At 66.5% G+C, this 20,677-nt stretch carries 18 protein-coding genes; 5 read left to right on the top strand and 13 right to left on the bottom strand.

All coding sequences use genetic code 11. The features are described 5' to 3' along the window. Positions 1-6 precede the first annotated feature (6 nt). Positions 7-549: a hypothetical protein gene (locus tag GQQ93_RS03820; protein WP_157423369.1), complete on the top strand. Its 543-nt coding sequence runs from the start codon at positions 7-9 to the stop codon at positions 547-549. A gap of 517 nt (positions 550-1,066) precedes the next feature. On the opposite strand, the gene GQQ93_RS03815 is transcribed toward GQQ93_RS03820, so the two are convergent. Both GQQ93_RS03815 and GQQ93_RS03810 read right to left on the bottom strand, forming a co-directional pair. Further along, entirely contained in the window at positions 1,067-2,758 is a 1,692-nt protein-coding gene (locus GQQ93_RS03815) for an ATP-dependent nuclease (protein WP_157422917.1), read from the bottom strand. Beyond that, positions 2,755-3,957 (bottom strand): hypothetical protein, encoded by a 1,203-nt coding sequence (locus GQQ93_RS03810; protein WP_212277246.1) that lies wholly within the window; start codon positions 3,955-3,957, stop codon positions 2,755-2,757. Before GQQ93_RS03810 ends, GQQ93_RS03815 begins: the two co-directional genes overlap by 4 nt. Before the next feature lie 138 nt (positions 3,958-4,095). On the opposite strand from GQQ93_RS03810, the gene GQQ93_RS03805 reads away from it, so the two are divergent. Next, positions 4,096-5,259, top strand: a complete 1,164-nt coding sequence (locus GQQ93_RS03805; protein WP_157422916.1) for a DNA cytosine methyltransferase — start codon at positions 4,096-4,098, stop codon at positions 5,257-5,259. Between the two features lie 406 nt (positions 5,260-5,665). Here GQQ93_RS03805 and GQQ93_RS03800 read toward each other — a convergent pair whose 3' ends face one another. The 3 genes from GQQ93_RS03800 to GQQ93_RS03790 all read right to left on the bottom strand — a co-directional run bounded on the left by GQQ93_RS03800 (position 5,666) and on the right by GQQ93_RS03790 (position 9,073). Next, positions 5,666-7,471 (bottom strand): DNA/RNA helicase domain-containing protein, encoded by a 1,806-nt coding sequence (locus GQQ93_RS03800; protein WP_343032738.1) that lies wholly within the window; start codon positions 7,469-7,471, stop codon positions 5,666-5,668. After that, a complete protein-coding gene (locus GQQ93_RS03795) occupies positions 7,374-7,694 on the bottom strand; it encodes a nucleotide pyrophosphohydrolase (protein WP_157422915.1) in 321 nt (106 codons plus the stop codon). The genes GQQ93_RS03800 and GQQ93_RS03795 overlap by 98 nt, the downstream gene beginning before the upstream one ends. An 80-nt stretch (positions 7,695-7,774) precedes the next feature. After that, the gene (locus GQQ93_RS03790) at positions 7,775-9,073 is read right to left on the bottom strand and encodes an FAD-binding oxidoreductase (RefSeq protein ID WP_157422914.1); all 1,299 of its coding nucleotides are present in this window, start codon (positions 9,071-9,073) and stop codon (positions 7,775-7,777) included. A 125-nt stretch (positions 9,074-9,198) separates the two neighbouring features. Here GQQ93_RS03790 and GQQ93_RS03785 point away from each other — a divergent pair, with 125 nt between their 5' ends. Beyond that, positions 9,199-9,381: a hypothetical protein gene (locus GQQ93_RS03785; protein WP_157422913.1), complete on the top strand. Its 183-nt coding sequence runs from the start codon at positions 9,199-9,201 to the stop codon at positions 9,379-9,381. Between the two features lie 27 nt (positions 9,382-9,408). Here GQQ93_RS03785 and GQQ93_RS03780 read toward each other — a convergent pair whose 3' ends face one another. From GQQ93_RS03780 to GQQ93_RS03770, 3 genes are all read right to left on the bottom strand, one after another. Beyond that, positions 9,409-10,152 carry a DUF429 domain-containing protein gene (locus GQQ93_RS03780; RefSeq protein ID WP_157422912.1) on the bottom strand — a complete coding sequence of 248 codons (744 nt, stop codon included), beginning with the start codon at positions 10,150-10,152 and terminating at the stop codon, positions 9,409-9,411. A gap of 107 nt (positions 10,153-10,259) precedes the next feature. Continuing rightward, the gene (locus GQQ93_RS03775; protein ID WP_157422911.1) at positions 10,260-10,946 is read right to left on the bottom strand and encodes a hypothetical protein; all 687 of its coding nucleotides are present in this window, start codon (positions 10,944-10,946) and stop codon (positions 10,260-10,262) included. Positions 10,947-11,099: 153 nt separating this feature from the next. Then, positions 11,100-12,020 carry a DMT family transporter gene (locus GQQ93_RS03770; RefSeq protein WP_157422910.1) on the bottom strand — a complete coding sequence of 307 codons (921 nt, stop codon included), beginning with the start codon at positions 12,018-12,020 and terminating at the stop codon, positions 11,100-11,102. Between the two features lie 207 nt (positions 12,021-12,227). On the opposite strand from GQQ93_RS03770, the gene GQQ93_RS03765 reads away from it, so the two are divergent. Beyond that, on the top strand, positions 12,228-12,992 hold the full coding sequence (locus GQQ93_RS03765; protein ID WP_157422909.1) for a hypothetical protein: 765 nt from the start codon (positions 12,228-12,230) through the stop codon (positions 12,990-12,992). 29 nt (positions 12,993-13,021) lie between these two features. On the opposite strand, the gene GQQ93_RS03760 is transcribed toward GQQ93_RS03765, so the two are convergent. The 4 genes from GQQ93_RS03760 to GQQ93_RS03745 form a co-directional block, all read right to left on the bottom strand. Then, positions 13,022-13,396 (bottom strand): PH domain-containing protein, encoded by a 375-nt coding sequence (locus GQQ93_RS03760; RefSeq protein ID WP_157422908.1) that lies wholly within the window; start codon positions 13,394-13,396, stop codon positions 13,022-13,024. A 190-nt stretch (positions 13,397-13,586) separates the two neighbouring features. Further along, a complete protein-coding gene (locus tag GQQ93_RS03755; protein WP_157422907.1) occupies positions 13,587-14,843 on the bottom strand; it encodes a hypothetical protein in 1,257 nt (418 codons plus the stop codon). Positions 14,844-14,976: 133 nt separating this feature from the next. Next, positions 14,977-16,323, bottom strand: a complete 1,347-nt coding sequence (locus tag GQQ93_RS03750; RefSeq protein WP_157422906.1) for a hypothetical protein — start codon at positions 16,321-16,323, stop codon at positions 14,977-14,979. Between the two features lie 228 nt (positions 16,324-16,551). Continuing rightward, positions 16,552-17,022, bottom strand: coding sequence for a pyridoxamine 5'-phosphate oxidase family protein (locus GQQ93_RS03745; protein WP_212277245.1), 471 nt, complete (start codon positions 17,020-17,022; stop codon positions 16,552-16,554). A 221-nt stretch (positions 17,023-17,243) separates the two neighbouring features. Between GQQ93_RS03745 and GQQ93_RS03740 the strand changes: the two genes are divergently transcribed. Continuing rightward, positions 17,244-19,715: a cellulase family glycosylhydrolase gene (locus tag GQQ93_RS03740; protein WP_157422905.1), complete on the top strand. Its 2,472-nt coding sequence runs from the start codon at positions 17,244-17,246 to the stop codon at positions 19,713-19,715. Positions 19,716-19,766: 51 nt separating this feature from the next. On the opposite strand, the gene GQQ93_RS03735 is transcribed toward GQQ93_RS03740, so the two are convergent. Beyond that, a complete protein-coding gene (locus tag GQQ93_RS03735; RefSeq protein ID WP_157422904.1) occupies positions 19,767-20,579 on the bottom strand; it encodes a CPBP family intramembrane glutamic endopeptidase in 813 nt (270 codons plus the stop codon). Between the last annotated feature and the right edge of the window lie 98 nt (positions 20,580-20,677).

The following is a 20,677-nucleotide window of genomic DNA, read 5'->3' as shown; positions in this document are numbered from 1 at the left end:
CTCGTCATGATCGACGCACTCCAGGACTTCGCCAGCTCGCTTCCCGGCGTCATGCAGTGGCTCGGGGTGATGCTCATCTCCGCGATCCCGTTCGTCGACTCGTACTTCGGCTCGGTCGTCGGCGTTCTGATCGGCCTGCCGCCGGCGGTCGCGATCGGCGTTGCCGTGATCGGCAACGTGATCTCGATGCTCGGGTTCGTGTTCGCCGCGAGCGGGGTGCGGTCGAAGGTGGTGGCGGGGAGGCCCGCTACGGCTGCGGCTGGTGCCGGGGCTGGCGCTTCGGCCAGTTCGGTCTCAACTGCTTCGGCTGGTGCTGTCGACGCTTCGTCGTCTCGCAACGAGAAGGTGCGCCGCGCCTTCGACAAGTACGGCGTCGCCGGCGTGAGCCTGCTCGGCCCGTTCATCCTGCCCAGCCAGTTCACCTCGGCGGCGATGGTGTCATTCGGGGCAAACCGGAACGCGGTGATCGCGTGGCAGATCGTGTCGATCGTGATCTGGGGCATGGTGTTCGGGGTGGCGGCGTCGCTCGGGGTGGCGTTGGCGAAATGACTGCACACTCGGCGGTCAAGTTCGACTCACTCCCGAGAGCGACGAAAGCGAGACTCTCCCGCACGTATCCCTATCCGCGTCGACAGCCGGTGCCGTCGAGCTCGGAGCCTGGTGAGCACGAGAGATCAAGTTCGCGTGCGGGCGCCCATCGTCGAGCCCGCATTCGTGACCGCGATCGCAATGCGAATCCAAGAGCCCGCACAATCCCCATGGAGTCAGGATGCGCGCGAATAGTCGGGTAGCTTCGTCAGGCCGGGGGCCGACAAGGAGCGCCTGCGGCCGACAGGACGGGACCGCCGGCCAGAGCGTCAAAACTCCTGCCGTCGACCGCAGCACATACGGGGCACACGCCACCGCAGTTCATGCATGCCGTCCGCTTCGGACGCCCACGACCTCGATCCGGTGGATGGGGAACGCCCGGACCGCAGCGAAATAAATACCGGATGCACCACGACCTGTCGGGCCGTCCGGCCGCTTGCAGCCAGCGCTTGAAACGAATCGGGGAGGTTCTCACGAACTAGCTGGAAGCCTTCTCCATCACGGCACGACGAACCGCTCGATAGGTCTTTGGCAAGCCAGTGGTGGGCACTCCGGTGACGGCCTTTACGAGAGTGGCCTGCTTCTTCAGTGACTTCTTCCGCCCGACCAGCAACTCATGTTCGGTCTGTAGTGCTGGCGGGACACCGAGTTCCTTAAAGAGGCGCTTCCTCGTGGTCGGTGAGGCAACCAGATCCGCTTCTAGCGACCACCTGAAGCAATAGAAGCCCACACCTTCGAGCATTGACGACGCTCTGGCATGGTCGGTGGCTAACGCAGCCTCGAGGCGAGCCCGATCATGCGCTTTGGGAAACAGCCAGGAGACGACCGATGTGCCCTTCAGAGTCTTCCCGTATTGCGGATACCCATGCGCGTTCCGACTTAGTTCAAGTTCCGATTTGGAGTACGGAACAAAGTAATCCTTGTCGACGACGAATCCCGAGTCGATGTCGAGCCCTTGAAGCAGGTGAAAGACGTAGCTCAGGCTTCCAACTCCGTCCAAGGAGAGCAGCGTGATGCTCGCTGAAGCGAGATCAACTCCGGCGTCCGCGAATACCTGCTGCATTACGGCTGCGTCGATTGGGCTCTCGGTCACTAAGACGAAGTCCGCAAAGAAGAACTCCGAGTTTCGGCGACGGTGAAATCTGTAGTAATCGTCGCGGTCGAGCGATCGCGCACTGAAGAACGTGCTCGGCAGTTGCGTCAAGCGTGTCTCTACATCTCGGGTTGCGGAGGGAACTCGTCGACACAGAACAACCTGCTCGTGATCGAGCGCGTCAATCATCGTCGGCGAATGTGTCGTGAAGATCACTTGAAGGCCAAGCGTCTTTAGACGCTGTAGCAATTGGACCTGAGCTTGAGGATGCAGATTTTGTTCTGGCTCCTCGAACCCAAGGATGTAGGTACTGTGTTCAATCTCCGCAAGATACGAATAGAGCGCGAAGACGGCGAGGCTCTGGGTACCGCTCCCGCTGTCTGCCAAACTCACCGTTTGATTGCCCTCTTTGACCCGCAACATTAAGTTCCTCAGGAGCACCGAGTAGTCAGGGGCGACGTCGTAACCGAGCGTGTACTCGAAGCTCCCGCGCAATGGGGTCTTTTCACGAAGTTGACCAACAAGTTTGTTCAGGGCCTGCTTCTGCAGACGCTCGCCAAGACGTTGAATTCCGGGAGTGATGTGATCACGTTGCCGACTTGCTCTGACTGACGCTTCGACGACACGCTCCATCAAGCCCCCTGGCCCCCACCCCGCTACCTCGTGATCCCGCCTCAATGGCACGAAGGCGTATGAGATGAACTGGCGAAGAATCGTGTGAAGATCGACCGGGGCCGTGGCCCACGATTGCCCATCGACTATCTGCCACTGTGACTGCTTCCGAAAGCGAAGCCTCGCGCGAATGTCGTTCGTTCCGGCAACTCTCGGGAGAGTGCATGAAGCGGGCGCACCGGAGAGAGTAACTTCGATTACAGCAAACGACGACTTCTGGAACGTATGCTGACCGCTTTCAAACGCTTCTCGCTCTTGTTCGAAATTGAAGAACGCGTTGAGCGCGCGAAGCACTGATGTCTTGCCAGCACTGTTCTGACCGACGAGCGCGACCTCGCTCCCGACGTCGATATCGGCATTTCGTATCGCGCGAAAGTGGGCGATATGGAGGTGCGTCAATCTCACGTCGTCACGCTATCCACCCCTGGGCCAACGGCCAAAGGCCGTCGGACTAGGTCCGACAAGCGCATCGCCCAGTTGCTATCGACGTGCTGCATAGCCGCGAGTTTGTCCGGATGATGCTCATCTCGAGGAAGGCTCGCCGTGAGAGCAAAGCGGAACTCCCACCTTCCTGTAGCTGAAAACAAGCAGGCTGCCGTCACATCAAACGCGTCCGCAGAGTAGAGACGCCCGCCGGGCTCGCCCTTCGGATCCCTCGTCTTCTGCAACTCGACCTTGTAGTCACCGTTTGCGTACTGCTTCGGGCTCGCGTTCTTACACTCAACACGGAAGAACTCGCCGGTCGTCAGTGTCACATCGAAGTCATGTCTGCCATCCTCATCGATTGGGACGACCCTTGCGACATCAGACGAGGCGTTTAGAAGCGTTTCCAGGTGTATCTCGGCGACTCCGCCGCGGACAGCCACAGAGAGTCGTTTCGCGTTGCGGATTACGTCCAGAATCTGCTGGCTCGACAGATCAAACTCTTGCTCGAGGACGTGTCGAACCGGCTCGCCACCGTTCCCTGCGCCAATAAGCGCTGCAGCAGCGAACCGGAGGGGTGTGTCAAGACCAAGGAGCGCCGCCCTGCGCTCCAAGCGCACATAGTCGATGATCCGATCGGGCCGGAATCCAACGATGGTCTCGAGGTTGCTCGGCGACCGAGCATCGCGACGTTGACCGGGACGGACTTCTTTCTCCCAGACGTACCACCCGGTCGCCCGAACTTCGTTGACCTGGGCGTCCTTCACGTAGGCAGAGATCCCCAGGGGAATCGGGTCGTACAGTTGGGCATCGATGCCGAAGATCATGTCGTTCTGCAGATCGACCAACAAGATCACTGTTGCATCGACGCCTGCGATGTCCCGGCCGAGCGGGCGCTCTGCCCACTGCGCTTCACCGCCGTTACGAAGCTCCGCGCGTAGTTCATCAGCCGGACGACTCTTGGTGACTCGTTTCGTGAGCCGATATGGATAGACAAGCACACCGATCCGCTCCTCATTGTCGAGAAGTAGGCCAAAGAAGTGAGGCGATCGATTGGACTGGCTCGCGTAGAGTACTCGAGCTCCGGCGCGACCAAAGGCGTCCAGGAGGTACGCGTAGATGTCCTTGCGCCGTGAGTTGTAGATCGCCGGAACTGCACGCCCCGCCAACTGCTCCTCCACAGGGCTCCCTTCCTCGCCGAATCCCCACAGTATCGAGGCTGGGCATCGAGTGTCGGCGGCTACTGAGAGATTCTGATGGTCGATACTTGTTCAAGGGCTTCGCCTCGGCGACAGCCCTCGAGACATTTGAGGTGGGAAATGGGCGAGATGCTCCCGGTAGTGAGCTTGTTCTCTGGGGCTGGCGGTCTCGACCTCGCGGTCGAGCGCGCGGATGCTCCAGCGCTCGACTCGAACGACAAAGGAAGCGGACTCCTTCACGTCGCAGCCGCGACTGACTACAACGCCCCAGCCCTCGAGACCCTCGTGTCCAACTTCAACTCGACGAAGACACTTGAGGGAGACATTCGTGTGATCTCCTCGGAGCAGATCCTCGAGAAGGCCGGCCTAAAGCCGAAGGAACCGGTTCTCGTCATCGGCGGCCCGCCCTGCACGCCGTTCAGCAAGTCAGGATTCTGGCTCGAGCAGAAGCGTGAGAGCCGCGATCCAAACGCTTCGCTACTCGACGAATACGTCCGCGTTGTGCGGGAGACGCAGCCGGAGGCGTTCATCCTCGAGAACGTCCAAGGCTTGACGTACAAGACCCACCGCGCGCAGTTTGATCGCCTGCTGAGCAGCCTTCGAGATCTTGGCTACAACCCGCAGTGGAAGGTGCTTCTGGCCGCAGACTACGGAGTGCCCCAGCTACGTCGGCGCGTCTTCGTCGTTGGTCGACGGGACGGTGTTGCGTTCAAGTTCCCCGAACCGACTCACTCAGGCTGGACAGAGCGGGATCGGAGAATCGACCCGACCAAGATTCCGCATGTGACTGCTGCCCAGGCGTTTGAGGGTCTCCCCCACCTCGCCATCGCCTCGGATGACGAGATTGTTGACGGCACGTACGGCGAGCTGGCTGCCGAGATCCCCCCTGGCCAGAACTACTTGTGGCACACAGACCGTTACGGCGGCCGCAACCACTTTGAGTGGCGTAGCCGATACTGGACATTCCTTCTGCGCCTCGACCCGAACCGTCCCTCAACGACCCTTCAGGCGCAACCTGGGCCGTGGGTCGGGCCGTTCCACTGGGAGAATGTTCGGACGGAATCGGGCTCGCTTCGCGCTCGCCGGCTCCGCGTCAACGAGATGCTCCGGCTGATGTCGTTCCCCGATGACTTCAAGATCTCGGGTAGTCGTGCCGACGTACAGCGACAGCTCGGCAACGCCGTCCCGGTCGAACTCGGCAAGGCTGTCGTTCGTGCTCTCATGACGCAGCTCGGCTACCTGCCAGAAGAGACTGCACACCAGAAGATGATCGCTTTCGGCTAGAACGGAAGTGAGCGATGCGGGCTCTCGAGCGAAGGCAGCACTTGACACGTGTGACACCTTCGAGGAACTCGTCGGTCAGAATTGCGAGCGCATTCGTGCTGCTGAGTCTTACCACGGATGAACTCGCAAACATTTCCTTGTGACTTCTTTCCAACTCGTGAGGACCCGACGGCCGGATGGAAGACGCTCTGGCATCGACTTAACCGGCATTAGGAGAAGCTCGGCAACTAGACATTCGCGATGGCCGCACTGCTTTGCCAACTAGGGCAATCAGCAGTCCCGACCGTCGCGACGACATTGGCCAATGTCAAGACGAGGTCGTGTGGGTACACGACCACGCTCGGGACCCGACATCACTTGAGCAACACGGCCCAACTGACCACGAGAGCTGGTGGCCCATCGGGGTTCACGCAATCGGCAGCACACCGCGCAGATAACGCTTGAGCGCCGGATCACACACGTACACATACGTGCCCTTCATCCCCCGCGTAAGCAACACCGCATAGATGTTGACGATGAACTGCAGCACGTCATCGGCGTCATAAGTGAGCCCGAGCTTGGGGTTCGCTTCCTTGCCCTTCTTGTCGAAGTAGGAGTCGAGGTCTGCGACGACGTGGCCGGTCGCCGGGTCGAGGCGCAGGTCGGGGCCGATGATCACGCCGGCGTAGTTCAGGTCGTAGCCCTGGAGGGTGTGGATCGACCCGACCTCTTCGAGGGCGCCCGGCGAGTTGACCCAGTCGGTCTGAGTACCGTTCCACCGCAGCTCGACGCCACCGATCGAGATGTCGAAGGCTGTGGCATCCTTCTTGCTCTTCCACTCCCAGGCGAAGCCGGCCGCCAGCCGCGCGAGCCCGTGCTCGTCGTCGCGCGCGCGGATCGCCGCATGCATCTCGCCGAGGTCGTCGAAGATTCGCAGGTCGTAGCCGGCGAACTCGCGTGGTTCGCTGACTTCGGCACGAAGCATCCGCCTGATGAAGTCGATGTAGTCGGCGCCGCCCGCAACCCTCATCTGGGAGGCGAGCGGGTAAAAGCGGCCCTGTTCTTTGGCCTGCGTCACGAGTGGGCCGACGACCCGGCCGGGCAGGTCGGCCGGCCGCACGGTCTGCGCCTGATCGAGCAGCAGTACCTGGTGGCGGCTCTTGGCACGGATCCAGTCGAGCTGAGTCTTCGTGAGGTCGTCGATGCCGAACAGCTTCTCGTTGATCTCGCGGAACTTCTTGTTGAGCCCGCCCGATGGCTGGTTCGCGCGTTGGTTGAGCCGGTGCGCCTCATCGACGACGAGCAGATCGAACTGCTCATCGCTCTCACCGACTTGGAACGGCGTCAGCACCATACCCTTCTCGAGCTGCGGCGTCTTCGCGAAGACCTTCTGCACTGATTTGCGCAGTGACTGCTGCGGAACGACGATGCCGATCTTGAAGTCCTTCAGCATCTCGACGTAGCCGGCGGTGAAGAAGTCGGAGAAGAGCGAGTCATTCTCGGTGCGGTCATCGAGATCGGCGTGCTCGATGTCGCGGAGCAACTTCACGAGGAAGATGCCCACGATCGTCTTGCCCGTGCCGGGGTCGCCCTGCACAACGATCGTGCCGTGCCGGCCCGTGTCGATGTCGTCGAACAGGCCCTCGAGAATCCCCTCCATCACAACAGCCTGCTCGGGGTTCAGCGCCTTGAATGGCGACAACTTGAACAGATCGTTGTTCTCGATATCGGGGATGTCGCGAGTGAACATACCCGCGGCGCGAAGCTGCTCGAATATCTCGTCGAAAGTGGCCCGGTATCGCACTCGGTCGAAGTAGTCGGCGTTCGTGATGCCCTCGTTGCGGTTCACGACCGTGTACTTGCCGTCGCCCGCGAACAGCCGGATCAGGTACGACTCGAGGTCGAGGCACACCGACTTGTTGAACGTTTCGTCGATGACGATGCGCGCGGCCTCGAGATGCTGCTTCGCGTCGGAGTCGATGTGCTGGCGAAGCCGGCCGATCGCATTCAGAGTTTCACCGACGTAGATCTCGCGGTTGCTGCTAAGCGTGTACACGACCGGCCAGTTCGCGTGCCTGCCGTCGGGCTCGGCCCACGACTTGATCGCGGGCCGGGTGAACGGGAAGTGTTCGACCCTAAAGCTGGTCATACTTCGTGCTCCGCCCGCGGGACTGGTCGGCCGGGTACTTGCGCCGCGTCTGCTCGAGCTTGTTGAGCACGATCTGGTCGGCATCGACGTCGAGCTTTTCGGCGAGCAACAGGCAGTACGTCAGCACGTCGGCGAGTTCTTCGGTAACACGCTCGGCCGAGGGGTCCGGCCCCCATTGGAAGCATTCAAGGAGCTCGGCCGCCTCGATGCTGATGCTCTTCGCGAGGTTCTCTGGCGAGTGGAACTGCGCCCAATCACGCTCATCGACGAACGCCTTCAGCTCGCGTATCACCCGTTGTTCAGCCACGGTCGGAGCGTACACCGAGACACAGTCATCAGCTGATCGCGGCCGCTTGGTGTCTCGGAGCGAGAGCACGCGGCGCCGTGTCACACCGAGGGCACGATGTTCTGATTCAGGTGAAACGCGTTCGTGGGGTCGTAGCGTTCCTTCACCGCAGCCAGCCGAGCAAGGTGCGTAGGGGCGTACGCGCGGCGCACGCCTGCTGAGCCTTCATCCGAGAGCGCATTGACGTACGCGCCACTCGCGAACGGCTCCATCCTTGCGGCGTACCGGCGCGCCCCCGCGACGCGCGCCTCGTCATCGGCGGAGTCGATCCATTTCGACGCACACACGAACTCGAACGCCGTATCCCGCCGCGAGAACGCCGTCTCCCCCTGAGCCACATCGGCGATCGCTCCCCCGTACGCCTGCAAGCTAGCGTTCGGCAGATCGGCACCATCACGCGCGAGCACCGCGTCGATGACGTCGTCGGTCAGCTCGCTGAAGTAGTGGCCCTTCCAGTACCGGCGCCACTCATGCGCCTCGACGTCGTCTTCGCGGGTCTGCAGCTCGAGGTAGGTCATCGGCACGATCACGCGTTCGAAGCCGGCGTCGACCTCGGCGAGACTCGTCGCGAGCGCGGATGCCGCGGCCTCGCCGTCGACCAGGTCGCCGACCCAGACGAACCCGAGCGACAGCGTGCCGTCGGAGATGGTCGCGTTGTAGGTCGCGCGCCGATCGGCTCGGGTGCTCTCGTCGCGCCAGCGACGCATCGCCGCCGCGCCGGATGCTACGGGGTAGAGGTACTCGACCGAGAGCACGTCGCCCGGCTCGGGGTGCAGCACCAGCTCGAACTCGGTCACGACGCCGAAGTTGCCGCCGCCACCGCGCAGCGCCCAGAACAGGTCGGGGTGATGGTCGCGGTCGACCCGCAGGATCTCACTGTCGGCGGTCACGACCTCGAACGAGACGACGTTGTCGCAGGTGAGTCCGTGCTGACGGGCGAGCCAGCCCATGCCACCGCCGAGCGCAAGCCCGCCGATGCCGGTGTGTGACACGTTGCCCGCGGTCGTCGCGAGGCCGTGGGCCTGCGCCGCGCGGTCGAGAGCCCCGAGCAGCGCACCGCCTTGCACGCGGGCTCGGCGAGCCGAGGCATCCACCTCGACCGAACCCATCGGGCGCAGGTCGATCATCAGCCCGCCGTCGGGCACGGCGTGCCCGACGATGCTGTGGCCGCCGCAGCGCACGCCGATCTCGAGGTCGTTCGCCCGCGCGAAGCGGATCGCCTCGGCGACTTCCACGGCACTCGAGCAGGCGACGATGTACCGGGGTCGGCGGTCGATCATCGCGTTCCAGACGCGCCGCGCGTCGTCGTAGCCGTCGTCACCTGGTTCGAGCGTTTTCATGCGAAATCCCCCGCCTGCCTCGGGCCCGAGGATGCCGCGGTCGGGCGCCGGCGTCAAGAGCGGGCTCTTCGACGAAGGGTAAGTCGGGTCACCGATCGAGGGCTACCGTGGCCGCAGGAGGAACCATGTCAGTCGATCACCACGTCGACCCGGGATCTGAGGCCGATCTCGCGATTCAGCGGGCGCTCGAGGCGGCAAGCCTGCGCGCCGGGGATTCGCTCGACAGCACGACTGCCTCGGTCATCGAAAGGTGGGAACCGTCGGCCGCCGAGGCCGGCGATCTCGGCGACGCCGCCGACGGCGACTGACTTGGGTCGGCATCAGACCGCACCCCGTCACGAAACCGCGAGCGCTCCGACCGTGCCGCTTGGCAGCACGATCCATCCTTCGCGATCCGCCCGCTCTCGAACCGTCGACGGCACCGGATGCGTCTCGCCGAGCGCGTGCGCCCGCGCGATCAGCGCCGCGATGACCGCATCGAACGCGTCGTCCGACTCGATCAGCTGGCGCCTGACCGATTCGAGGTCGAGCCACGGGGCCTGCTCCTCGAGGCTCACGACGAGCGCGGCTCGCACGTCGGCATCGGCTTTGTAGCCCGGCCGGCTGAGCTCCCACAGACGCAGGGCGGCGGCCGGGTACACCTCGACTACGCGGCCCGAGCCGCCGCGCCGGATCGGTCCGATGCGGTCGGCGAGCGCGTCGAGGAGTGCCGCGCAATGCATGGCTGTGAGGCCGAGCCGATCAGTCGCCACACTCAACGGAGCGCGCCCGGTACGGCGCAGCACCTCGCGGTCGGTCTCGCGATACGCGAGGCGCCGGCGCCAGTCGATTCCGCGGTCGCGCGAGAGATCGACGCGGGCGCCCTGCGCATGTCGGCTCACGAACTCCACGAAGTCATCGGGCCACCCGAACGCGCAGTCGATTCCCATCCGGTCGACGGTGGCCGCGATCTCCACGATGACCTCGTCGGATGCTCCGAGCTCGACCCGCTCGACCATTGCCCGATCCCGCTCCCACTGGATGACCGCGATCGCGGTCTTCTTGGTGTCTGCGGCGAGATCGACTCCGGCGGTGCGCACGCTCGAAGTGTAGCGACCGGTCCAGCCGAACCTTCCTGAACCGGCTTGCGCCAACACATCCCTTCGAAACCTGTGGTTCGCCGGCCTCAAGGCTGAACGCTGCGCGTCTACTCGTAGATCGCGATGAGGCCCGGGTCCTCCAGTTCGATCTGCGCAACACCGTTGTACAAGGTGATGACACCCGACGTGCAGAGCGTCGAACCGTACGCGATAGGTTCTAGACCGCCGACGTCCCACACGACGATCTGGAAGCGCCCGGGATCCGGATAGTCGAGCCCAAGATTGAGGAAAACGTCGTCTTCGGAGTAGCCGTCGCCGGCGAGCGGTCCGCAGACTCGTTGCTCGGTTCCCGCCAAGCCGGCCGCCTCATTCCACGCAACTCCGCCGCCGGGCTGTTCGGCGGGCGCCGGTGCAGCGACCGCGCCGGTTCCACTCGTGCATAGTCCGTCGGCGCGCAACAGATCGATGGCTTCCGGCACGAGGTATTGGCTGAGCTCGTCGCAGGCATCGGGTCCGAACTGCCCTTGTGCCGAAGCCCGTGCCGAGGTGTAGTCGACGAGGATTTCGAACTCCTGCGAGCAGTTCTCCGTCAGCCATTGGAATTTCGAGTCAGTATCGCCAGAGGTATCGTCGGCACGCACGCCCTGCAGCGCGCTCGCGAGGACTCCGTCGCAATCAGGCGCTTGGTACGAGGCACTACTGCTGCTCCCGTAGCCGCAACCCGTGAGAAGGAGAATCGATGTGACCACGACGACGGCGACAATCCATCGCCCAGTGCGCAGGGTTTCGACCACGGGGCTCCTCAGTCGGCATCGGAAGGTCTCAAGAGGACACTAGAACCTCGGACATGGCTTGAGGCAGCGCCGACGCACCCCCGTTCTGGTGCCAGACGAATCACGTGGCATCCGTACAACATCCACGATGCCCATAGAGCCGGTGATACCGGCCTACTCCACCAGCGGAGCTGAAGCCTGCCCTTGGCGCTGAGCTCCGACAGAGCCGGTCTCGCCGGAGTGCTTCTTCGTCACCAGATACGACCCGGCCAGCACCAGCACGAACCCCACGACCGTCCACACGGTCACCCGCTCCCCCAGCACCACCACGCCGGCGATGATCGCGACGGCCGGGTTCACGTACGTGATCGTGGTCGCCTTCACCGGGCCGATCTCGGCGATGAGGCCGACCATGAGCAGGAACGCGAGCGCGCTGCAGATCACCGCGAGCACGATCACCGAGACGATGACGGGCGGCGACGGCCAAGCGGTCGGCACGCCGCCGGTGAGCAGCACGAACGGCACATACGCGACGGCGGCGCCCGCGAGCGAGACTGCCACGATGCCGATGCCCGGCAGGTCTGGCATCCAGCGCGCGAGGATCGCCGGGCCGAGCGCGTAGCCGACGACGACCACGGCCATCTGGGCGACGGCGAACAGGTCGGAGCCCGCGACATCCAAGCCGACGAGGGCGGCGACGCCGAGCATGCCGAGCGCGATGCCGATCCAGTTCGTGCCCGAGAGGCGCTCGGGGCGCCCCATGAGGAACGCGATGGCGACGCCCGCGAGCGGCACCGCGGCGAGCAGCAGCCCGGCGGTCGAGCTCGGCAGCGTCTGCTCGGCCGAGCTCAAGAAGTACCAGGGCAGCACGATTTCGACGAGGGTGTACGCGAGCATCGGCTTCCAGCGGCGGAGCACCGGGCCGACCTCGTGCCGGAACAGCGCGAGCGGCAGCAGCAGGATCGCCGCGAGCCCCGAGCGGGCGAGCACCACCATGCCCGGGTCGAGCTCCGACACGGCGACCTTGATGAAGAGATATGGGATGCCCCACGCGATTCCGAGCGCGATGAAGAGGAGCAGTCCGCGGCGAGTCACTCGATCATTGTGGCGCTGAGGCAGTGAATCCAGCAGTCCGCATCGGTCAACAAGTCGAGAGATCCCGCCATGCTCACCAGTCATAAGGGTGGCGCACGCTTCGTAGCTAGTGAGGCGGCACGGTCGACGCCGTTGCCCGACCTGCCGCCCGTCAGCCGTTCGGCGCGCCAACTCGGGCGATGCCTCGCCGATGTCTAGCATCCGATCATGGATCAAGTCGTGCTCTGGATCGCCCCTCTGCTTGGTTTTGCGGCAGCGATCATTTCGGTGATTGCGGCAGGCAGGGCAAAGCGATCGGAGCAGCACGCTGCCGCTCAGGCGCGCCAGCGCGACGTCATGCAGCAGTCGATAGAACCCCTCCTCTACGCGGCCTCAGACCTGCAGAGCCGGATCTACAACATCCTCAAGCAGGGGTTCCTCGAAACCTACGGGAGCGGGCCGGAAGACCGCTGGCGCGCCAACGCCACCGAGTACACGTGCTTCCTGTTCGCGCAGTACTTCGGGTGGGCAGAGGCAACACGACAGGCGGCGCTGTTCAAGGAGTCGCTCGAGCTCATCGGCTCGTCCAATGGTTCCAAAGCCGATGCCACGAGTATTACAAGCGTGATCAGGGAGGTGAGCGATGCGTTGAAGACCGACGCCTACGGCAAAGAGCTCATGCTCTTCGCAGGAGAACAGCACGCCATTGGAGAGCTGATGTTCAGGTGGGAGGTGGTCGGCGAGCGCAGATTCCCGTCGGTGATGCGGTACGCGACGTTCGTGGCTCGATTCCGCCGCGACAATGACTTTCGCGCTTGGTTCGACGCGTTGTTGGAACCGATCACGAACGGCATTGGTGACGCCGGACGATCTCGCCTCGCCGATGTCCAGAATCGGCTGGTCGACCTCATGGATCTCCTCGACCCGAGCCACTCCATCTACAAACAGCGTGCCAAGATCGGCGACAATCGCTCGCAGTCATCCCTCGGGTAGCGGAGGAACTCGGAGGCACCCGCCGCCGACTAGCGCTGCAGCACGGCCCACGCGAGCAGGCTGTCGATGCGGCGGATGTCGGCGCCCTTCGTGAGCTTGACCTTGATGTGGCCGGCACGAGTCCAGAGTTCGACCTCGGCGTCGCGATCGAGGAAGCCACCCGCGTTCTCGGTCGACCACATGTTGATCGAGCTGTACGGCAGCGAGTAGATCTCGATCTTCTTGCCGGTGATGCCCTGCGCGTCGCGCACGATGAGCCGCTTGGTGGTGAAGGTCGCCGAGTCGCGGAAGGTCTTGAACGAGGCGACGGCCTGCTCGCCCTCCACGAGCAGCGCGTGCACGTCCTCCGGGATCGGGATCTCGTTCTGCAACGTCCACGCGAGCATCGGTGCGGTCTCCACCATCGGGGGCCTTTCTTTCGAGGTGACGTGCCCGCTCGACGCGGCGCACATTCGTCGCAGCCTATCGACGCGACGCGCAGGGATTCGCGACTACGCCGCTTTAGGGGCGTGGCGCCCCTGTTCTGGGGTGCGGTGCGCTCACTGGCGCGCGGGGCGGGTGGTCTCGATACGCTTCGCTACTCGACCGACGGGGTCACGAGACCGCCGACATCGCCCCGCGGCCGAGGGCGTGGCGTCGGGATGCTTCGATGTCGCGCCGCGCCAGGAAGAGGGCCTCGCTCGCGAGGAACGCGGCACGCCGGGCCATGGCCACCACCTGCGCCTGGTGATCGTGGTCGGTCACCGCGACCGTCACCGCGGGGCTGCCGAGGTAGTGCCCGAGATCGGTGCGGATGCGTTCGGACTCGGCCAGCACCTTCATGGCCTCGGCGCCGATGCGGCCCGGGTTGCGGGCGATTGCGTCGCGGGCGACATCGAGCCGTCGGTCGGCGGCCTCGATCGCGGGGCTCACCTGTTCGACGGGCGGGGTCGGAATCATCGCGCGCTCGCGAGCCGCCGCCATCGCCGATTCCAACGCGGTATGCGCCGAGCGCACTCGACTCAGATGGGCGAACGGATCGGTGTTGACCCCGGCTGGAAGGCCCGCGAGGGCCGCCCGCAGTTCGTCGATCGCGGTCGCGAGGCTGCGAGATGGGGGCGCGTCGAGCGCCACGGCGAGGTGCCGACGGGACTCCTCGACGATCGCAGCCAAGGCGGATTCGGCGCGCAGCGCCTCGACCTCGAAGGCCTCCACGGCGTCGAGCATCGCGGCCGCACGGCGCACCGATTCAGCGGATGCCTCGAGCGCGAGCTGCGCCTGCTCACGCGCCCCCGCCTCGCGACGTCGCTCGGCCACGCGCAGGCTGTGCTCCGCGAATGCGAGGAGTTGCTCGGCCTCGGCGGCATCGGCCTCGACCGTGACGAGCGCCTCGCGCGCATAGCGGGCGGCGAGGCATCCGATCGCTTCGCCGACGAACGGGACGCGAGCGCGCAGACGCTCGAGCTCGGCCCGCAGACCGTCGATGAACTCGGGTTCGCGGCGCGCCCGTGTGATCCGCTCGGCGATCGCGGTGAGCTGCTCATCGAGCACGTGCTCGGCGGATTCGCACAGCTGCACGACGCGCTCGTATCGAGCACGCACCTCGTCGGCCGTGCCGGGCATCGCATCGTGATTGAGCCGGTTCAAGAGGAACGCGATGCCCAACTGTCGGCGTACCTCAGCGAGCGCTTCGCCCGGCTGCTGAATCGCACCGGCACCCAGCTCGGCCTCGGCGAAGCCGAGCTCATCGGCGGCGGCGCGGACGCGCTCATCGGCGGCGAACAGGGCCGCCCCGGCCCGCTTCGCCAGATCGGCGTCGTGTGCCTCGAGTTGGTGCGCGCCGAGTCGGCGCCTGACCCGGAACCCGGCCATGCTGCGATCTTACGTTCGGCGCGCAGAACCCGCTACGGGCTGTCGGGATCGTCGCGGCGGCGCGGTCCGGGGTCTCGATACGCTTCGCTGCTCGACCGGCAACCGGGGTTTCGCTCCTCGACCGGTGAGGGGGTCAGTCGAAGATGCCGTCGAGCACGCTGCCGATGACGAGGCCGCCGAGGATGCCGCCCATCACGTCTGAGCTTCCGCCCCGCCGGCCGCCGCCCCAGCCGGAGTCGCCCCACCCACCGGGCCCCTGCGGGCGCGAGGAGTCGATGTCGCGCTTGGCGAGCTGCAGCGCCTCAGCGGCGAGGTGCGCGACCCGGCGGGCCATCGCCATCGCCTGCTCGCGGTGATCCTCGCCGATGACCGAGACGGTCGCCGCGGGTGCGCCGAGAAAGTGGTCGAGGTCGATGCGCACCCGCTCGGCCTCGGCGAGGCGGGTGCGGGCGTCGGCGCCGATCCAGCCGCGGTGGCCCGCGATGACGTCGCGGGCGACCGCGAGCTGGCGGTCGGCGTCGTCGATGGCGTGGTGCACGTGCTCGAGCGGCGGGATGGGGCGCGCAGCGCGCTCGCGTGCGGCGGCGATCGCGGCGTCGAGCCCGGCGTTCGCGTCGCGCAGCTGGGTCAGCTGCGCGAACGGGTCGGTGTTGACCCCTGCTGCGGGCAGTGCGGCGAGGGCGGACTGCAACGCGGCCATCGCGGCCGTGACCGCGGGCGTCTGCGGTTCGCGCTGCGCGACGACGAGGTCGCCGCGGGAGTCCTCGACGATCGCGGCCAAGGTCGACTCGGCGCGCAGCGCCTCGATCTCGAAGGTCTCGACCGCGTCGAGCAGGGTCGCCGCGCGTCGCGTCGACTCGGTCGCCGCCTCGAGGGCGAGGTTGGCCTGCTCGCGCTGGCCGGCCTCGCGTCGGCGCTCGGCCACGGCGGCACCGTGCTCGGCGAATCCGAGCAGCTGCTCGGCCTCTCTCGGGTTGACGTCGACCTGGGCGAGCGCCTCGCGCGAGTAGCGGGCGGCGAGCCGTTCGATGGTCTCGCGTGCGTGCGGCACGAGTGCGCGGAGGCGCGTGGCATCCGCTCGGACGCCGGCGATGATCTCGGGGGCGCGACGCGCCCGCGCGATCTTGTCGGCGAGCACCGCGGTGCGCTCGTCGAGCACGTCTTCGGCCCAGTCGCAGAGCTGCACGATGCGCGCGTTGCGGGCGCGCAGCTCGTCGGCGGTGTCGGGGATCTCGTCGTAGTTCAGCTGGTTCAGGCGGAACGCCTCGCCGAGATGCTCGCGCACCGCGGCGAGTCCCTCGCTCAGCTCGACCGTGGCGTCGTGCCCGAGCTCGGCCTCGGCGAAGGCGAGCTCGTCGGCCGTGACGCGCACGCGCTCGTCGGCGGCGACCAGCGCAGTGCCCGCCCGCTTCGCCAGATCGGCGTCCTGGGCCTGCAGTTCCTGATCTTCGCGCTTGCGCTTGCCCCAGAATCCAGCCATGCGATCGATCCTAGGGGCGGGGGCTGGAAGCGGGCTCGGGAACCCTTGACCCCCGTCTGCTCGACGTGTTGATCTCGGCCGGCCGGAGGGTGTCGGCCGACGAACCGCGCCACAATTCCACAACTCCACAGCACTCGAGGCCACAACGCCACTTGTGCACAGCTTCTGTCGGGGAAGTCCCGCCGCCGGGAGGCGCTCTTCGGCGCTCGGTCTGCGCGCGTTCCGCGCCTACAGCACCGGCACGCGCCGCTCGCGCTCGTCGAGCACGAACACCTGCGAGGCCGTCGCACGGAAGAGACGGAACGGCGCCGATCCGGTCACGTCGGCTGCCGTCCACCGGCGGATGCCCCTCGCCTCCGACTTCGCGCCGTAGACCTCGAGGCCCGCCTCGAGGTCGTCAGCCGAAACCTCGCCGGCCACGCCGTCGACGTACACCGCGATCGCGCTGCCGACGGCGACTGTCGAGTCGAAGACGGCGAGCGCCACCTCGGGGCGGGCCGCGATGTTCTGCGAGTGGCGGGTCTCGAGGCGCGAGACCCAGAAGTACTCGCGCAGCTCGTGCTCGGCGAACCAGACGGGGGTCGCCCAGGGTGTTCCCGAGACATCGGCGGTCGCGAGAGTCAGGTAGGTGTTCGCGTCGATGACGCGGCGGGCGGCGTCGAGCGGTGCGGCGTTCACGTCGTCGGTGGGCATGTTCATGGGTATCAGCTCCGGGATTCTGCCGAAAGGGGGTGGGGTGGCGCCGTGGTCTCGATACGCTCCTTCGTCGCTACTCGACCGGCGAAGGAATCATCGCTCCTCGACCGACGGGCGAGCGCCCGAAGGTCACAAGTGGGTCACTTGTCCCACATTCCTCTTGACCGGCCAGCAAGCAGTACGGATGCTGGTCAGACCCGACCCCCGAGACACGATGGAGTGCCATGCGCGCGTTGCGCCGTCCGATCGTCGCCGTCGCCGCGACCTCCCTGCTGCTGATCATTCAGGCGGTGATCGACCCGACCGGGCTGCTCGCCCTCGTCGGGTGGCCCGGCGGGACACCGCGCTTCGACCTGTGGTGGCCCGTCGCCCGGTACATCGTGTTCGTGCCGGTCATGCTCGCCGTCGTCTGGTGGGCGGCCGTTCGTGCGGGCGACCGCTTCTGGACGCTGACCGCGGGCGTCGTGCTCGCGGCGCAGCTCGCGCAGTTCGCCGCGTGCTTCGCGATGACCGGCGACCTCGCACTCGCGGCCTGGGCCGGCGGCTACGTCACCGCGAAGGCGGTGCCGACCGCGCTGATCGTGGCCGGCGTCGTGAGGGTGGTCGAGCGGATGGTGGCGCGGCGACGTGGTCTCGATACGGCGATGCGCGCCTACTCGACCGACGGAACGAAGGGCGCGACCGTCTGGCCCGCCGCCATCACGGTCGGCGCGGTGGCACCGCTGCTCGCCGGCTCGTGGTGGACCGGTGCGACCTACGCCCCCGGCATCCCGACGCCGCGGCCCGGCACCGACGCGCTCGGCATCGTCGGCATGCTCGTCGCGATCGCGCTGCTCATCGGCGCCGCGTGGCTCGGCATCCGGTGGATGCGCCGGCGCGTGCCCGGGTTCCTCGGCACCTGGCTCGGCGCGCTCGTCGCGGGCGGACTCCTCGGCCTCGCGCAGGGCGTCATCGGCCTCGTCGTCGACGACGGGTTCCGCGGCGACCTCTGGCCGCTCATGGCCACCTACATCCACGTCGCCGACGGGCTCGCCGTCGGCGCCTGCACCGGCTGGATCGCGGCGATCGTCGCCCTCATCGCCGACCGCGTGGTCGCGCAGCGCGCGGCGCGCAGCGCCGGCCTCGCAGACAGCGCGGCAGGCGACGCGGCGAACGAGCAGCGGGATGTCTCGCCGGCACGCATCGCGGCCGGCGCGGGCGTCGGCGTGGCCGTCGTGGCGGTGGCCGCGATCGCCGCGACGCTCATCGCCCCCGCGGCGCCGGCCGTCGCGACCGCCGACAACGAGGCTTCCGTGCCCGTCGGGTTCCTGCGCGTCGAAGACGGGCGCTTCACCGACGGCGAGGGACACCAAGTGCTGCTGCGCGGCGTCAACGTGAACCAGCTCGTCGACTTCTACCAGGCGCGCCCCGAGGTGCCCGTGACCCGCGAGCTCACCGAGCAGGACTTCGCCGACATGGCCACGTACGGCTTCAACGTCGTACGGCTCGGCATGTCGTGGTCGGCCCTCGAGCCGACGCAGGGCGAGCTCGACCCCGAGTACCTCGCGACGGTGAAGCAGGCCGTCGCCTGGGGCGAGCAGCACGGCATCCGCACGGTGCTCGACATGCACCAGGACGGGTGGTCGAACCTGCCGACCGCCGAAGGCACCGTGTGCCGGCCGGGCACCGACCCGATGTGGGGCTACGACGGCGCCCCCGAGTGGGCGACCCACTGGGACGGCACGCCGCGCTGCTCGTTCACGGGCCGCGACATCTCCCCCGCGGGCGACCGCGCCTTCGAGCACTTCTGGTTCGACACCGACGGCATCCAGACGGCGCTCGCCCGCACGTGGGGCGAGCTCGCGGGCGAGTTCGCCGACGAGAAGGCGGTGGCGGGCTTCGACCTGCTCAACGAGCCCGGCTTCGGCGAGACCGCGCCCGTGACGACGTCGAAGAAGAACGGCGAGTACTCGGCGAAGGCGATCGCGGCGATCCGGGAGGCGGGCGCGCCGCAGATCGTCTTCGTCGAGCCCAGCATCCTCTGGTCGGGCCTCGGCTTCGACTCGGGGCCGTCGCGCGGCTTCACCGACGACCTGAACGTGGCGTTCTCGCCCCACCTCTACGCCGAGTCGATCACCATGGATGCCTCGCTCGGCCTGCCCACGATCGTCAGCACCGAGCGGCAGTTCGAGCTCGGCCAGCGCGTGGCCGACGAGCTCGGCATGCCGATGTGGTCGGGCGAGTACGGCTACTGGGGCGACGACGCGTCGACCACGGCGCACCTCGAGCGGTACGCCGCCGAAGAGGACCGGCGCATGCTCGGCAGCGCCTACTGGGTGTGGAAGCAGGCGTGCGGCGACCCGCAGAACGGCATCCAGGAGCTCGGCAACGGGTTGCTCTCCGAGCTCTGCGCGACCGGCGAGGAGGCGCCCCGCAAGGAGCACTTGCTGAGCATCCTGTCGCGGGCATACCCGCAGCAGGCGCCCGGCGCGCTGACGAGCCTTCGCGCCGGAGTCGCGGGCGACGACCGCGCCGAGTTCACACTCACGGGCGTCGTCGACCAGCCGACGTGCGGACTCCAGGTGTGGGTCCCCGGTACGGCGGAGCCGGAGTTCTCGGAAGAGCGCGGCCTCAGCCGCGTCGAGCTCGAGCAGGTCGACGGCGGCTGGCTCGTCACGGGCTGCGCCGACGGCGAGTACGCGCTCGCCTCCGAATAGCGAGCCGGATGCCTCGGGGCCGCGTCGTCCACGACGCGGCCCCGAGTCACGTCACCGGGAGGCGAGCAGGGTGTCGCGAGAGCCGACCTTGCCCCGGATGAAGATCAGCAGCACGAGCCCGGTGATGATCACCGCGACGTTCCCGAGTCCGGCGAACGCGGTCAGCGACCCGTCGGCCGGGAACTCGGTCTGCAGGAAGATGCTCGGGTCGGTCGTCGCGTGCAGCAGGATCGGCCAGATGAGGTTTCCGGTCACCCGCAGCGCGAGGTACATGCAGATGCCGAACGCGAAGGTGTACCCGAGCTGCACGAGCGTCGCGAACAGGGACTGCCCCGAGAGGAGGTTGCCGGCGTGCAGGGCGGCGAACACCGCCGCCGAGACGGTCGCCACGGCCAGCTCGCCGTGGCCGGCCTTGCGCATGAGGTTCACGACGTAGCCGCGGGTCAGCGTCTCCTCGGCGAAGCCGATGAAGAGGCCGGCCAGCAGCCAGGCGGCCACGAAGCCGAAGTCGGTCGCGCCGTAGTCGATCGTGGCGAACCGGAGCACGTTGAACAGGAGCACCACGCCGACCGCGATCCACATCCACCAGCTGCCCCGTATCGGCTGACGTGCGAACAGTTCACCGAGCCATCCCACCGAGAGCCCGAAGACCACGAGGATGACGCACCCGATGAAGATCGGCAGTGCGTAGACCGTCAGGATGTAGCCCGCGCTCTCAGGATCGAGGTCTCCGAGCAGGGGCAACACGGAGAGCGAGGCGAGCTGGTAGAGCACGAAGTACCCGGCGACGAGGATCAGCGCCCGCCACCAGTCGCCCTTCTCCCAGAATCGCTTCCAGCCCGATCGGCGCTCGTGCTCGACCATGTCCACCCCGTCATTCATCTCAGCGGGCCCGAACTGCCCGCATTCGAAGATATCGGTCACCAGATGTACGACGTCGTTCGGCGCGCACGCGCACGCGA

The organism is Agromyces lapidis, from assembly GCF_009749405.1.
GTDB lineage: Bacteria > Actinomycetota > Actinomycetes > Actinomycetales > Microbacteriaceae > Agromyces > Agromyces lapidis.
This window is presented reverse-complemented; position numbering and strand designations above follow the sequence as displayed.

Bases quoted from the DNA above. Each gene is read 5' to 3' on its own strand.
- GQQ93_RS03820 (WP_157423369.1), top strand. From the start codon at position 7: ATGATCGACGCACTCCAGGACTTCGCCAGCTCGCTTCCCGGCGTCATG.
- GQQ93_RS03805 (WP_157422916.1), top strand. From the start codon at position 4,096: ATGGGCGAGATGCTCCCGGTAGTGAGCTTGTTCTCTGGGGCTGGCGGT.
- GQQ93_RS03800 (WP_343032738.1), bottom strand. From the start codon at position 7,471: ATGCCGACCAGATCGTGCTCAACAAGCTCGAGCAGACGCGGCGCAAGT.
- GQQ93_RS03790 (WP_157422914.1), bottom strand. From the start codon at position 9,073: ATGAAAACGCTCGAACCAGGTGACGACGGCTACGACGACGCGCGGCGC.
- GQQ93_RS03785 (WP_157422913.1), top strand. From the start codon at position 9,199: ATGTCAGTCGATCACCACGTCGACCCGGGATCTGAGGCCGATCTCGCG.
- GQQ93_RS03765 (WP_157422909.1), top strand. From the start codon at position 12,228: ATGGATCAAGTCGTGCTCTGGATCGCCCCTCTGCTTGGTTTTGCGGCA.
- GQQ93_RS03760 (WP_157422908.1), bottom strand. From the start codon at position 13,396: ATGGTGGAGACCGCACCGATGCTCGCGTGGACGTTGCAGAACGAGATC.
- GQQ93_RS03755 (WP_157422907.1), bottom strand. From the start codon at position 14,843: ATGGCCGGGTTCCGGGTCAGGCGCCGACTCGGCGCGCACCAACTCGAG.
- GQQ93_RS03750 (WP_157422906.1), bottom strand. From the start codon at position 16,323: ATGGCTGGATTCTGGGGCAAGCGCAAGCGCGAAGATCAGGAACTGCAG.
- GQQ93_RS03745 (WP_212277245.1), bottom strand. From the start codon at position 17,022: ATGAACATGCCCACCGACGACGTGAACGCCGCACCGCTCGACGCCGCC.
- GQQ93_RS03740 (WP_157422905.1), top strand. From the start codon at position 17,244: ATGCGCGCGTTGCGCCGTCCGATCGTCGCCGTCGCCGCGACCTCCCTG.
- GQQ93_RS03735 (WP_157422904.1), bottom strand. From the start codon at position 20,579: ATGGTCGAGCACGAGCGCCGATCGGGCTGGAAGCGATTCTGGGAGAAG.